The following is a 13,844-nucleotide window of genomic DNA, read 5'->3' as shown; positions in this document are numbered from 1 at the left end:
GTCGGCGGCGTCCTGCGCGTCCTGGTCGGCGCTCGCCTGAGCGACCTCCTGCGTGGTGTCGACGGTCGCGGCGATGCGTTCGGTCAGCGCCGAGCCGGACAGCGAACGGATGTCCGCCAGCGATGCGATGTGCTGCTCGAGCTCGGCGGTGTCGGTCTCGTCGTTGGCGTCCTGCACGACGGTGCGGGCGGTCGCGACCGTCGCTGCGGCCTGGGCCCGGCCGAGGTCGGTGCCGCTCAGGCCGGGGGTCGCGGAGGCGCTGGGCACGCCGAGCGCGTCGCCGAGCGCGGGCTGCGTCACGGTGAGGGCGCCGCCGGCGATCGCGACGACCGCGGCCCCGCCGGCGAGGAGGACGCCGTGCTTGCGCAGGGTCCGACGCATGCGACGGGAGGGGGGTGTCGAGGGCGGCGCGGCGGGTGCCGGGTGCCGGGGCACCGGTGCGGGGAGTGGTTCGCGTCATGGTTTCCGGGGGGTCGGCCGGCTCGTGGTGCGGGTCCTCGGTGGACGGCTGTCCGGACGGGTGCGCGGGTGGGGCGCACGCCGGACACCGGTGCGGCCGAGCGTCGGGGACGGTCGGGCGCACCGGGGAGACGACAGGGGCGGGAGACCCTGCCGTCCGCGTCGTCGCGTGGACCCGCGAGCCGGGGGGAGGAGCGGACGGTGGTGTGGGGCCCGTCCGTTCCGCCGCGGCGCGGTGACGCTCAGGTCACCCGCGGGGCGAAGCCGCCACGATGACCCGTGATCCTGGACGTGTCGTCAGCACCTGCGCACCGGAGACCGGCCGGAGGCCCGGTAACGGTTCGGTAACGAGGCGCGAGCGGTCAGGAAGACCCGGCCGCCCGGGCGGTCGGACTCTGGGCGACGCGCTCCAGTGCGTCGAGGGCGCGGGCGATCGCGTCGACGTCGTCGGGGGACAGTTCCGCGATGAGGCCGGCGACGATGCCGGTGCGCTCCGAACGGGCCGCGTCGACGGCGTCCACGCCAGCGGGTGTCGCGCTCACCATGAAGGCCCGGCCGTCACGCGGATCGGCGTCGCGCTCGATGAAGCCGCGCTGCTCGAGCTCGGTCAGGATGCGGGTCATCGTCGGCTTGGTGACGACCTCGATCCGCGACAAGTCGCCGGGGCGGAGGGGGGCCGTGCTGCACGATGGAGGCGAGTGCCGACACGATGCCGTAGCCGAGTGACGCGGAGTCGGTGCGCGCCCGCCGGTTGATCCGACCGACCGCCGCGGCGAGTCGTGCGGCGACCTCGGTGCGGTCCGGGTCGAGGTCGGTCATGGCTGCTCCGCGGGGATCGGTCGGGTGGTGAGCACGATCGTAGCGGTCGCCGGGGCGGTGCAGATCGGGGGACACGAGCGTGACCGCCGGGATCGGCGGGACCATGTCCGGTGACGAGGTCAGGCCCTGCTCCCGGTCGGCCCACTCCGACCCTGTGCGGACGTTCAGGGAATGGACGGCTACGGGGTCAGCGCTTCTCGCCCGGGAGGAGGTGGATGGCCTCGGTGGCGAGCTCCGCGGCGACGTTGTCCCCGTCGGCCGTGGCCGTCCGGAGCCGCCGGAAGTCCTCGGTCATCCGGTCCCAGTCGACGAGCCGGTCGAGGTCCGGCAACCGCAGCCGGAAGGCCAGGCCGTCCATCGTGTCGCGGCAGACACGCTGCAGGTCCGCGTTGCCGCACTCGTCGACGTACAGCGCGAACACCCCGAGGGCGCCACGGTTCACCGCCGGGACGTCGTGTGCCTCGAGCTCGGTGACGGTCGTGTCGAGCGCCGACAGGATCCGCTTCCGCGCGGCCACCGACAGACGCGGCACGGCCAGCCGGACGACGCCGCCGAACAGCACGCCGAGCGTCTGCATGGCCTCGACGACCTGCGCCGGGTCCGGCGTCGTCACGCGCGTGTACCGGTTCGGTGCCATCTCGATGAGCCCTGCCCGGGCGAGCTGGCTGAGGGCCTCGCGGATGGGGGTCCGGGAGACGCCGAGCCAGGCGATGAGCTCCTCGTCGTTCAGGCGCTCCCCGGGCTCGAGGGTCCCGTCCATGATCGCCTCGTGGATCTTCTGCCGGACGGTGTCGCGGAGCAGCTTGTGCTCGGTCGGGGCGGTGCTGGGGACCGGCATGCGAGGACCTTCCGGATCGGGGGGCGGGGGCCTCCTCACCGTACCTGATGTGCTACCGGCAGGATGTGGTCAGCCCAGGTCGAGCAGGCGCAGCGTCGCGGGGTCCTCGTGGCCGTCGAACCACCGCTCCAGGACGGCCCGGAACGGTGCCGGGTCGTCGGCGGCACGGGCGAACAGGGTCATCGACGACCGGGCCTTCACGGAGTCGATGCCGCCGAACAGGTCCTCGGCCGAGTCCGCCGGCGCGTCGACGGCCGCGGCCGCGGCGTCGAGCAGTCGCGGTCCGAGCACCGGGTGTGCGAGGACCGCCCGGGCTTCCGGCAGGCCGGTCACCGCGTAGTGGCGGGCGGTCGAGCTCCGACCGAGGCCGGCGACCTGCGGGAACACGAACCACATCCAGTGCGACCGTTTCCGCCCGGACCGGAGCTCGGCGAGCGCGGTCTCGTGCACGCCGTGTTGGGCCGTCACGAAGCGGTCGAGGTCGAACGGGTCGTCGCCGTCCGACCCGTCGTGCACGGTGCTCATCGGACGACGTCCCCCCCAGGCGTAGCGGACGGTGGTGCCGTCGACGACGAGCACGGAGTCGGGAGCCCGGTCGAACAGGCCCGGCAGGCCGACCGCGTCGGGCAGGTCGCCCTCGAGCCGTTCGAGTCGGGCGGACCGCACGGTGAGCGGCGGGTGCTGGCGCTGCCAGAACAGGGTCTGCGCGAGCAGCCGTGCGTGGATGCCGGCACGGGTGGTCAGCTCGGCGGCCAACGGTGAGCGGTCGACCTCGCCGGCGACGGCGCGCACCGAGGCGGCGTGCCGGACGGTGGACGGGCCTGGCGTCCGGCGGGCCGCGCGGGCCAGGCGGACCGCACGGATCGGGTGCCGCACGCGCCCGGGGTGCCTGACGGACCGGTGGCCGACGGTCTCGCCGCGGCGACGGGAGCGTGCCCAGGCGAACGTGTACGGCACGCCGAGCAGCGCGTGGGCGGCGACGATGGCGGGGACGTTCGGCGTGTCCACGGTCAGGTACGCGATCCCGCGGCGGCCGGCGTCGTCGACCGTGAGGATCTCGATCGTGACCTCGGTCATCCTGCCGAGGCGGGTGGACGGCGGGAGCGGTGGGACCTGCGTCTCACGGAACACGTAGGCGACGAGCCCGACCCAGGCGCTGCCGTCGACGACGTCCGGACGGGTGCCGCGCGGGACCAGCCGTGCGAGCGTCTCGGGTTCGCAGCGCCAGTGCGCGAACACGATGTCGTCCCAGGCGTGGACCGTGACCGGTCGGTGGAGCAACGCGACAGAGGCCCGGGACCGCGGTGCACCCCGTCCCGGCGCCGGCGTGGGCGCGGCCTCGCTCATCGGCGTGGGGCGTGTCGGGCCACCCGCACGGCCCACGCGACGAGCGGGGCCTGCAGGGGCAGGCGGAGGACGGCGACCAGGCGTGCGGTCCGGCTGGACCGGGGGCTGTTGAGCAGGTCCCCGGCCATCTTGAGGTTCGCGGGGAAGACGGCGAGGAAGAGCGCGGCAGCGGCCCAGCCGGCACCGCGTCGGGTCGCCGGGACGAGGAGCCCGGCGGCGATGCCGAGCTCGGCGACGCCGGACGCGAGGGTGGTCGTCCGTGGCGGGAGGGCGTCCGGCACGATGCGGTCGTACCCGCGGGGCCGGAGGAAGTGCGTCACGCCCGCACCGCCGAGGATGAGGGCGAGGACACCGGCGGTCCTCGTCGCACGCCGTGCACGTCTGGTCCGCCGTCGCATCGCTCCATCGTGCCCGTCGTGCCCCGGCGCACGCCCAGGTCGGTCCGGGGTCGGCATCGCGGGTCGGGAGGGCGCGTGTGCCCGGACGGCGTCGGCGTCAGGCCAGCGCGGTCGCGACCAGGTCGAGGACGGCCGTGGCGACGTCGGCCTTCGAACCGGAGGTCTCGCGGACGACCTCGCCGCCGGGCACCAGGACCTCGATCGCGTTCTCCTCGCGCTCGAAGCCGTGCGACCAGCCCACGTGGTTGACGACGAGCAGGTCGGCCGGCTTCCGGGCGATCTTCGCGCGCCCGAGCTCGATGCGCGCCTCGCGGTCGGGTTCGGTCTCGGCGGCGAACCCCACGATGACCTGCCCGACCCGCCGTGCGGCGACGAGTTCGGCCAGGACGTCCGGGTTCTTCACGAGTTCGAGCGTCATCCGGTCGCCCTGCTGCTCCTTCTTGAGCTTCGACTCGAGCACCTCGGCCGGCCGGTAGTCGGCGACCGCCGCGGTCATCACGACGACGTCGGCTGCGGGCGCGGCGGCGTGCACGGCAGCGGCGAGCTCCTGCGCCGACCCGACGCGCACGACCTCGACGGGCAGGTCCGCGGTGAGCCCGGGGTCGGTGTTCGCGACGACGAGGGTCACGTCCGCACCCCGGCGCGCGGCCTCCGCGGCGAGCGCGATGCCCTGCCGGCCGCTCGACCGGTTGCCGACGAACCGCACCGGGTCGAGCGGTTCGCGGGTCCCGCCCGCGCTGACCACCACGCGGACGCCGGCCAGGTCGCCCTGCTCGCCGCGGGCGCCGGTGTGGCGACCCGGGACCGCGTCCGTTCCGTCGGCACCCCCCGTGGGTGTCCCCGCTGTCCCCGTCGAGCACGGCGAGTGCGGCCCGCACGATGTCCTCCGGTTCGGACATCCGGCCGATACCGGCGTCGTCGCCGGTCAGGGCGCCGACGACGGGACCGACGACGTGCACGCCACGGGCGCGGAGTGTCGCGAGGTTCGCCCTGGTGGCCGGGTGCTCCCACATCTGCGGGTGCATCGCGGGGGGCGACGACGACGGGTGCCTCGGTCGCGAGCAGGGTCGTGCCGAGCAGGTCGCCGGCCAGGCCCGCGGCCATCTTCGCGAGGCTGTCCGCGGTGGCGGGGGCGATCACGACGAGGTCGGCGCGACGGCCGAGTGCGACGTGCCGCACCTCGGCGACGTCGTCCCAGACGCTCGTGGAGACGGGGTTGCGGCTGAGTGCCTCCAGGGTCGGCAGCCCGACGAACCGCAGCGCGCCCTCGGTCGGGACGACGTGCACGTCGTGGCCGCGCTTGACGAGGTCGCGGACGACGCCGACGGCCTTGTAGGCGGCGATCCCGCCGGTGATCCCGACGACGACGGTGCGGGGGGCGGACGGTCTGCAGGGCTGCCTCGTTCACGGCGCTCACGCTACCCGCCGAGCGGACGCGTGCGGCCGTCGCACGGGCGACCGGCGGGGGGAACGTGCGAGCAGCGACCACGGAGAGCGCCGGCGGTGGCGGGGAACGCCGACGCCGGGTGGCAGGATCACCGTCATGTGCACCGTCGTCGTCCGTGTCGATCCCGCCGCGGCCTGGCCCGTGACCATGCTCGCGCTGCGGGACGAGTCGCCGGACCGGCCGTGGGACCCGCCGGCGGCGTGGTGGCCGGACCGCGATCCCGGGGTCCGGGGCGTCCGCGACCAGCAGGCCGGGGGTGCGTGGCTGGCCGCGTCGGACCGTGCCGGGCTCGCGGTCGTGCTCAACCGGTGGGAGGACACCCCGGGAGTCGACGGGTCCTGGACGACCCGTGGCACGCTGCCGCTCGACGCCGTGGTCGACGGCGTCCTGCCGGGCGCGGCCGGCACCGCGCCGACGAGCCGGGCCTTCAACCTCGTGCGCGCGACGGCCGACGGGGCCGAGGTCGTCACCTGGGACGGGTCGGCCGTCCGCACGACCGTGCTCGGGCCCGGCGTGCACATGGTCACGCACGGCGAGCCGGACGACCCGGCGGCGCCCCGGATCGGCCGGTGGCTCGACGCGTTCCGCGCCGCGCCGGCGCCGACGGGCCCGCCCGCTCGGGACCCCTCCGACGAGGTGGGCCGCACGGGGCCGGCTGCCGACGAGGACGGCTGGGGTCCGTGGTTCGACGTGCTCGACGGCTCGACCGTCCTGCCCGCCGACGACCCGGACGCGATCCTGCGGGACACGGTCGAACCCGAGGGGCACTTCGCGACCCTGTCGATCGTCGCCGCGGCGGTCGGACCGGAGCGGACGGTGCTGCGTCACACCCGGCTCGCACAGCCGGGGGGTCCTGCACGGGCCGCTGACGCACGACCACGCGTAGGCGACCGTCCTCCGAGGGCTCAGGACGGGCCTCCCGGCGGGGGCGACTGGTGCGGTGTCCGCCGGGAGGCCCGTCCCGGGTCCCGCGGACCGGCGTCAGTCCGGCAGGCGGGTCCCGGTGAGGTCCTCGGCGACCGCCCAGAGCGAGCGGGCGAGGTCGACGCCCCGTGCCGAGCGCGGGATCGGCGCGAGCGTCGTCGGCCCGGTGAGGCCGAGCGGCCCGGCCGGTCCATAGTAGGCGCCGGACACCGCACCCGGTCCCACGGCGGCGTAGAGGAGCGGCTCAGACCCCTGCTCGACGCCCTGCGTCCAGGGGAACGCCCGGTCGCTCGCGTGGACGGGGCGGTCGCGGCCCAGGGAGCGGCCCGCCGCCTGCAGGTTCGTCCGCGTGAAGCCGGGGTGCGCGAGCGTCGAGCTGAGGCCCCACTCCCGCGTGATCGCGACCTGGTGCAGGTGCAGCCCGAGGAGCAGGTCGGCGAGCTTCGACTGCGCGTAGGCGAGCCACGGCTGGTAGCTGCGCTGCCACTGCAGGTCGTCGAAGTGGATCTTCCCCGGCACCGCGGCGATGCTCGACATGGTCGTCACGCGGGGCGCCTCGGCGCGGAGGAGCGTCGGCAGGAGCAGGTTCGTCAGGGCGAAGGGGCCGAGGAAGTTGGTTTCGAACTGCAGCTCGAACCCGTCGACGGTCTCGAAGCGCTCCCGCGGGGCCATCACGCCGGCGTTGTTGACGAGGACGTCGAGCGGTCGGTCGTCGGCGATGACGCCGTCGGCGAAGCGGTGCACGCTCGACAGGTCGGCGAGGTCGAGCTCCCGGACCTCGAGGTCGGCGTCCGGGTGCTCACGACGGATCTCCGCGGCGGCGTCCTCGCCCTTCGACGGGGTGCGGACCGCGAGCACGATGCTCGCGCCGGCCCCGGCGAGCCGGCGGGCGGCCTCCTTGCCGGTGCCGCTGTTGGACCCGGTGACGACGATGCGTCGGCCGGTCTGGTCGGGGAGGGTCGAGGACTGCACCATGGGGTGGACCGTACACAGCGGCGCTGTGCCCGGCTCGCCCGCGGCAGGGGGTGCGGTCGGCGGGCGATCGTGCTAGTTTTCATGCGTTCGCATTGATCGACTGCGAGATCCGGGAGGGTCCCATGAGCAACGCCTTCGGCACGAACCGACCCTCGGACGTCCCGCCGCCCGCACCCGACCGGGTCGGCCCGGTGCAGCTCGGCCTCGACACGTTCGGCGACGTCACCGACGGTCCTGCCGGTAGCCCCCCTCACCCACGCGCAGACGCTGCGGAACCTACTCGAGGAGGCCGTCCTCGCCGACCAGGTGGGCATCGACTTCATCGGCGTCGGCGAGCACCACCGCGCCGACTACTCCGTGAGCGCCCCCCGAGGTCGTCCTCGCAGCGATCGCCGCTCGGACCGAGCGCATCCACCTCGGTTCCGCCGTGACCGTGCTGTCCTCCGACGACCCGGTCCGCGTGTACGAGCGCTTCGCCACCGTCGACGCGATCTCCAACGGGCGCGCCGAAGTCGTCCTGGGCCGCGGGTCCTTCACCGAGTCCTTCCCGCTGTTCGGCTTCGACCTGCAGGACTACGAGGTGCTCTTCGAGGAGAAGCTGCAGCTCTGGAGCGCCCTCCGTGGCGGCGACACCGTCACGTGGCAGGGCACGAAGCGCGCCTCGCTCGTCGAGCAGGACGTCTTCCCGAAGCTCGAACACGGCCCCATCCCGACCTGGATCGGCGTCGGCGGGTCCCCGCAGTCGGTCATCCGAGCCGCGTCCTACGGCATGCCGCTGTTCCTCGCGATCATCGGGGGGGCAGCCGGCGCAGTTCGCCCCGTACGCCCGGCTCTACCGCCAGGCGCTCGACCAGCTCGAGCTCCCGCAGCAGCCGATCGCGATGCACTCGCCCGGGTTCGTCGCCGAGACCGACGAGGAGGCCGCCGAGCGGTACTGGCCGTTCCACAAGGCCGTCACCGACCAGCTCGGTCGTGAGCGTGGCTGGCCGCCCCTCGACCAGGCGGGTTACCGCGCCGGGCTCTCCGCGGGCGGGTCGCTGTACGTCGGGTCGCCGGAGACCGTCGCGCGCAAGATCGCGCGGAACATGCGCATCCTCGGCGTCACCCGGTTCGACATGCGGTACGCGACCGGTCGCCTGCCGCACGAGGACATGATGCGGTCGATCGAGCTGTACGGCACGCGGGTCGCGCCGCGCGTCCGCGAGCTGCTCGCGGAGCCGGTCCCCGTCCCCTGATCCACCACCGGACGGGCTGACCCGTCGCCGGACGGGCTGAGCGGTCCGCCCGGCGGTTCCCGGGCTGCTCCGCGTACCGTCTGCCGCATGTCGCCGAGCAACGAGACCACCGAACGACGGTTCCGCGGACGGATCCTCGGCGCCGGGAGCACTTCCGGCGTCCGGTTCGTCGTCGGCATGTGGGAGTCGTCCCCGTTCGGCGCGTTCACCGACGTGTTCGTCGAGCTGCCCGACGGGTCGAGCGTGCTCCTCGCTCCCGACGAGATCGTCGCCGCCTACGTCTCCGGCACCTACCGGTTCGACGCGGTGTCGGTCGTGGACATCAGCGCCCGACGCACCGCGCGCGGACTCGAACTCGACGCCGGGCCCCTCGTCGCCTCGGTCGACGTCGGCACGATCTCCCCGCTCGGTCGGGTGCTCCGCATCGTCCCGAAGCGCATCGCCCGCGACCCGCGGTGGCTCACCGTGATCGACCCCGTCGCGAAGCTCGTCGCTCCCGGAGCGGGCACCGCCGGCACCGCGGGGGGGCGGCCGCCGCGAGTACTACGGCGTCACCGGGGCGCACGACGTGGTGGGTGTCCGTGGCACCTGGGCGGGGGGAGCCCCTCGGGGAGCTCGCGCCCCTGGACCCGCCGGTGCGGTTCGGCTTCGCGTCGCTGCCGCGGATCCCGCAGGTGGTCGACGTCGAGACGACCATCCGCGAGCGCGCCTGACCGCTGCCGTCCGCGCCGACGCGGCCGGAGCGGCGTCGCGGGGGTGGGACGGGCCTCCCGGCAGATGTCCCTCGCGCATCCCGAGCCGATCGGGGCAGACTGGAGGGAACGGTTCGCGTCACGGAGCCGGCCTCGTGCCGGCAGTCGGGGCGCACGACGCAAAGGAGCATCATGACCGACACCCAGACCGACCACCGCGCCGCCATCTCCGACATCGTCCACGGAGCACGGACGGCACTCCTCACGACCGTCAGCGCGGACGGCCAGCTGCACGCCCGACCCCTCGCCGTGCAGGACAAGTCCTTCCACGGGACGCTGCGGTTCCTCGTGCAGGACGGCAGCGAGAAGGTCGAGGACATCGCCCGGAACCCGCACGTCAACGTCGCCATCGAGTCGCAGGGCGGGTACCTCTCCATCGCCGGTACGGCCACCGTCACCGAGGACCGCGCGGTGGTCGACGAACTCTGGTCACCGTTCGCCGAGGCGTGGTTCCCGGACGGGCGCGACGACCCGTCGATCCGGCTGCTCACGGTGCAGGGTGTCTCGGTCGAGTACTGGACGCAGGACGCCGGTCCGGTCGGAGGCCTCGTGCAGACCCTCAAGGCCGCGATCGGGCACCAGTCCCAGCCGGACGTCGGCAGTCACGGCACGATCGAGGTCTGACGGACGTCGCCGCCCGGGTCGTGTCCGACACGAGCCCGGGCGCCGGCGACGGTCCCGTCAGGGCGGGCCGAGCAGCCAGAGGAGCGCGACGAACACCGGCTGCAGCACCAGGGCGCCGGCCACCAGCGTCCACCGCAGTCCCGGCTTCGCAACCAGCTCCGGCGACCCCATCAGCGGCGCGAGGGGCATGAGCAGCCGGGGCGTGGACGCCATCGGCAGCGACACCGCGAAGACGTACAGCGCGTACCCCGCGGCGAACACCACCGTGGTGGTCCCGAGCTGCCGGGTGGAGCGGCGCGACAACCACAGCGGGTAGAGGACGAGCAGGAGCACGACGAGGAGCACGCCGCCGACGCCGAGCCACTTCGCGGTGGTGAGGAACCACGGCGACAGCGGCACGAAGTGCACCCGGCCGATGAAGTTCACCCACCAGGACATCTCGGTCGCGAGGTACGCGTCCGGACGACCGGTCGCCCAGGCCGCGATGACCGGCCACGCCGATCCCGCCGCCGCCATGACGAGCCCGGCGACGACGACCTTGACCCGCTCCGCGACCGGGAACCCGTCGAGCGACCGGGCGCCCGTCCGCCGCGCCGCGAAGTACCGGAGGAGCGCGAGCACACCGAGCGTCAGCGGGATGGCGAGCGCACCGGGACGGGTGAACGCGGCGACGACCCCGAGGACGGTGAGCAGCCCGTACCGCCGTCGTTCCATCGCCAGCAGCGCCCCGAAGGTCAGCGCCAGGAAGGCGGTCTCGGCGTACCCGACCTGCAGCAGGAACGACAGCGGACCGCACGTGAAGAAGAAGACCGCCCACAGTGCCGCGGTCGCACCGGCGTGCTCCTGGACGAGGCGGTGCAGCAGGAACGTCGCGACGAGGCCGGCGACGATCGCGACGGTCGGGGCGCCGATGGTGAACGGCAGACCGGTCGACACGGTGAGGAGCCGGATGGTGAACGGGAACGCGGGCAGGAACGCCCAGGCGTTCTGGGCGACGTGTCCGGTGGCGTCGATCGGCAGGACCGAGGGGTACCCGTGCAGCGAGATCGCCTCGTAGTACTGCCCGTCCCACGACGTCAGGAACGCCGTGAACCCGTGGTCGTTGCCCCAGATGGCATTGTCCGGCTGCACGCGCGAGACGAGTGGGTACACGACCATCAGCCACATCGTCGACACCAGGCGCCCGACGGTCCAGAGCAGCAGGACCGCCGACCACGCCGGCAGGCTGACGACCGTGTCGACCACGCGGCGACGACCCGCGGCGACCGAGCCGGTGAGGACCCCGTCCAGGCGGCTCATGCGCGCGGTCCGCAGAGGTCGGGGTGGGCAGACGGCACAACTCCACGGTAGTCGTCGCTCGCTGGGGAAGGGGGACACCTCGCGTCACGGATCACGCAGCGGTCCGACTAGCATCCGGAGCGATGACGACGACGACACGACGGACGAGCAGCACGGCGGTCGCCGTGCTCGTGGCGGGCACCTTCTTCATGGAGCTCCTGGACGGGACGATCCTGGCCACGGCGGCACCGGCGATGGGGCGCGACCTCGGCGTCGACTCCGCCGCCGTCGGTGTCGCGATCACCGCCTACCTCGTCACCCTGGCCGTGTTCATCCCGGTCAGCGGGTGGATCACCGACCGCGTCGGGTCCCGGACCGTCTTCGTGGGCGCGATCGCGCTGTTCACGCTCGCCTCGGCGCTCTGCGCCGCCTCGACCGGACTCGTCGAGCTGACGCTGTGGCGGATCCTGCAGGGCCTCGGCGGTGCGCTGATGGTGCCGGTCGGGAGGCTCGTGGTGCTCCGCAGCGCCGGTCGCGACCAGCTCGTCACGGCGATCGCGATCCTGACGTGGCCCGCGCTCGCGGCGCCGATCATCGCGCCGTTCCTCGGCGGGGTGCTCGTCGACACGCTGTCCTGGCACTGGATCTTCCTCGTCAACATCCCGCTCGGGGTGGTGGCCGTCGTCGCGGCGCTCGTCCTCGTCCCGCAGGAGCGTGCGCCGGAGCGGGTGCCGTTCGACTGGCGCGGGTCGGTGCTCGCCTGCCTCGGGCTCGGCGCGCTCGTCGTCATGGCGTCGTTGCTCGCCCTCGAGACCGTGCCCGTCGTGCCGGCCGTCGTCGCCGGCGTCGTCGGTGCGGGATGCACCTGGCTCGCGATCCGGCACTTCCGCCGGGCACCGCACCCGATCATGGGGCTCGACGCGTTCCGGCTCGAGACCTTCCGTGTCTCACACGCAGGCGGCAGCCTGTTCCGCCTGGCGGTGTCCGCGGTGCCGTTCGTGCTGCCGCTGCTCTTCCAGGACGCCTGGGGGGTGGACCGCACTCGAGGCCGGGTCCGCCGTCCTCTGGGTCTTCGTCGGCAACCTCGGCATCAAGCCCGCGACCACGCCGTTCCTGCGCTGGTGGGGGGTACCGTCCGGTCATCGTCGTGTCCTCCGCCCTCGCGGCGCTGTCCGTCCTGGCGATGGTGTTCCTCACACCGGAGACGCCGTTCTGGCTGCTCGCGGTCCTCCTCGTCGTCAGCGGTGCCGCACGGTCGGTGGGCTTCACCGCGTACAACACGATCGCGTTCGCGGACGTGGAGCAGCCGGACATGACCGCCGCGAACACGCTGTCCTCGACGCTGCAGCAGACCGCGGCCGGGTTCGGGGTCGCCGTCGTCGCCGTCGTGCTCCGGGCCGCGTCGGGCGTCGGCGGGGGAGGGGCTCGCCGGTACGGCGCCGTACGAGGTCGCCTTCGGCGTGATCACGGTCCTGCTGCTCGTCGCCTGCGTCGAGGGGCTGCTCATGAGCCGGACCGCGGGGGGAGACCGTCCGTCCGACCCGCCGCGTACGGGAGCCGGCGGGGCGCTGACGGGGCGGTGCGGGGCGCCAGCGGCGGGGTCGACCGGCACGCGGTCGGGTCGTCACCGATCGTCCACCGCCACGTCACGTGTCCGCGATCCGCACCGCGCTACAGTCTCAGCAACCTGCTGCGGTGTCCGAGTACCGTGACCGCCGCAGGAGAGAGGGCCGATCGGGCCCGGAACGGAAGGCAGCATGGCGGCGCCACAGGAACAGGCAACGACAGACTCGACCACCGAGGTCCGGCAGACCGCCCTGCGCGTCGTGAGCTACAACCTCCGTGAGCACACCGCGAACAGCGAGCTCGCGGCTCTCGCCGAGTCCTCCCAGGCCGACGTGCTCTGCGTGCAGGAGTGCGACAGCACCGACCTCGCCACGTCCGTCGGCGGCCTGACCCTCGCCGCGTCCACCCAGGCGAACCGGCTCGGCCTCGCCATCTACAAGCGCGACGACCGGTTCGACGTCCGCGACCTCGGCATCCACTCGCTGCAGAAGTCCCTGCACGACCGGGTGCTGTCACCCGCGCACGAGCGCCTCATCGCCATGCACCTGTACGACCGGGAAGCCGACACCGAGGTCATCGTCGCGTCCTTCCACGCCTCGCCCCTGACGGCGACGAACTCGTTGCGCCGCAAGCAGATCGAGGCCGCGCACGACTTCGTCCGCGACCTGTCGAGCGAGGCCCCGGCGATCATGGTCGGCGACTTCAACTACCCGTGGTTCCAGACGAACCTGCGTCGGAAGATCGAGGAGTCCGGCTTCGCGCTGTCCCTGTCCGACCAGCCGACGTACCTGCGCTACCGCAAGTTCACCGGCCACTTCGACTTCGCCACGAGTGTCGGCCTGCACATCGCCGGGGTCGAGACCCTGCCCGCGGGCATCTCCGACCACCGGCCGATCCTGGTCCGCGCGGACTACGAGGAGCCCGCCGCGGTGGAGGCCCCGGCCGCGGAGGACGCGCCCGCCGCGTAGCCGCCCGCCGCGTAGCCGAACGACGCGCCGCGCACCTTGCGCGGGGTCGCACGACCTGCCGCTGCCCCTGCCGGTCGGCGGCACATCGTGCGACCCCACCCGGTCCATCTGGCGGGCCGACGGCGGTCCCGTGGCGGAGGCAGGGCCTCCAGGCCGCGTCAGCGTCCGCCGGGGTCGCACGACATGCCGCGCGCGTGCCGCCGAGGTTCCGGGA

10 protein-coding genes and 3 pseudogenes are annotated in these 13,844 nt (G+C 73.8%); 6 read left to right on the top strand and 7 right to left on the bottom strand.

What is annotated here, in order from left to right:
* Positions 1-821: 821 nt before the first annotated feature.
* From DEJ15_RS14400 to DEJ15_RS19685, 5 genes and pseudogenes are all read right to left on the bottom strand, one after another.
* Entirely contained in the window at positions 822-1,115 is a 294-nt protein-coding gene (locus DEJ15_RS14400; RefSeq protein ID WP_502866112.1) for a MarR family winged helix-turn-helix transcriptional regulator, read from the bottom strand.
* Between the two features lie 350 nt (positions 1,116-1,465).
* Positions 1,466-2,116, bottom strand: a complete 651-nt coding sequence (locus tag DEJ15_RS14395) for a GntR family transcriptional regulator (RefSeq protein WP_110824705.1) — start codon at positions 2,114-2,116, stop codon at positions 1,466-1,468.
* Between the two features lie 69 nt (positions 2,117-2,185).
* A complete protein-coding gene (locus DEJ15_RS18790) occupies positions 2,186-3,397 on the bottom strand; it encodes a DUF1810 family protein (RefSeq protein WP_349814722.1) in 1,212 nt (403 codons plus the stop codon).
* Between the two features lie 62 nt (positions 3,398-3,459).
* Positions 3,460-3,861, bottom strand: coding sequence for a DoxX family protein (locus DEJ15_RS14380; protein WP_110824702.1), 402 nt, complete (start codon positions 3,859-3,861; stop codon positions 3,460-3,462).
* A gap of 97 nt (positions 3,862-3,958) precedes the next feature.
* Positions 3,959-5,217, bottom strand: a pseudogene (locus DEJ15_RS19685) (bifunctional phosphopantothenoylcysteine decarboxylase/phosphopantothenate synthase).
* 187 nt (positions 5,218-5,404) lie between these two features.
* On the opposite strand from DEJ15_RS19685, the pseudogene DEJ15_RS18775 reads away from it, so the two are divergent.
* A pseudogene (locus DEJ15_RS18775) lies at positions 5,405-5,842 on the top strand (NRDE family protein); the annotation flags it as partial.
* A gap of 447 nt (positions 5,843-6,289) precedes the next feature.
* Here DEJ15_RS18775 and DEJ15_RS14370 read toward each other — a convergent pair.
* Complete coding sequence (locus tag DEJ15_RS14370) at positions 6,290-7,207, bottom strand: SDR family oxidoreductase (protein WP_110824700.1); 918 nt, start codon at positions 7,205-7,207, stop codon at positions 6,290-6,292.
* A 122-nt stretch (positions 7,208-7,329) separates the two neighbouring features.
* On the opposite strand from DEJ15_RS14370, the pseudogene DEJ15_RS14365 reads away from it, so the two are divergent.
* The 3 genes and pseudogenes from DEJ15_RS14365 to DEJ15_RS14355 all read left to right on the top strand — a co-directional run bounded on the left by DEJ15_RS14365 (position 7,330) and on the right by DEJ15_RS14355 (position 9,818).
* Positions 7,330-8,442 (top strand): annotated as a pseudogene (locus DEJ15_RS14365) (LLM class flavin-dependent oxidoreductase).
* An 87-nt stretch (positions 8,443-8,529) separates the two neighbouring features.
* On the top strand, positions 8,530-9,330 hold the full coding sequence (locus tag DEJ15_RS14360) for a hypothetical protein (protein ID WP_284175161.1): 801 nt from the start codon (positions 8,530-8,532) through the stop codon (positions 9,328-9,330).
* Positions 9,327-9,818 carry a pyridoxamine 5'-phosphate oxidase family protein gene (locus tag DEJ15_RS14355; RefSeq protein WP_110824697.1) on the top strand — a complete coding sequence of 164 codons (492 nt, stop codon included), beginning with the start codon at positions 9,327-9,329 and terminating at the stop codon, positions 9,816-9,818. The genes DEJ15_RS14360 and DEJ15_RS14355 overlap by 4 nt, the downstream gene beginning before the upstream one ends.
* Before the next feature lie 57 nt (positions 9,819-9,875).
* Here DEJ15_RS14355 and DEJ15_RS14350 read toward each other — a convergent pair whose 3' ends face one another.
* Positions 9,876-11,117, bottom strand: a complete 1,242-nt coding sequence (locus DEJ15_RS14350; protein ID WP_110824696.1) for a putative hexosyltransferase — start codon at positions 11,115-11,117, stop codon at positions 9,876-9,878.
* Positions 11,118-11,140: 23 nt separating this feature from the next.
* On the opposite strand from DEJ15_RS14350, the gene DEJ15_RS14345 reads away from it, so the two are divergent.
* Complete coding sequence (locus tag DEJ15_RS14345; RefSeq protein WP_284175160.1) at positions 11,141-12,412, top strand: MFS transporter; 1,272 nt, start codon at positions 11,141-11,143, stop codon at positions 12,410-12,412.
* Between the two features lie 441 nt (positions 12,413-12,853).
* Entirely contained in the window at positions 12,854-13,630 is a 777-nt protein-coding gene (locus DEJ15_RS14340) for an endonuclease/exonuclease/phosphatase family protein (RefSeq protein WP_110824694.1), read from the top strand.
* Positions 13,631-13,844: the final 214 nt, after the last annotated feature.

Source organism: Curtobacterium sp. MCJR17_043 (assembly GCF_003224315.2).
GTDB lineage: Bacteria > Actinomycetota > Actinomycetes > Actinomycetales > Microbacteriaceae > Curtobacterium.
This window is presented reverse-complemented; position numbering and strand designations above follow the sequence as displayed.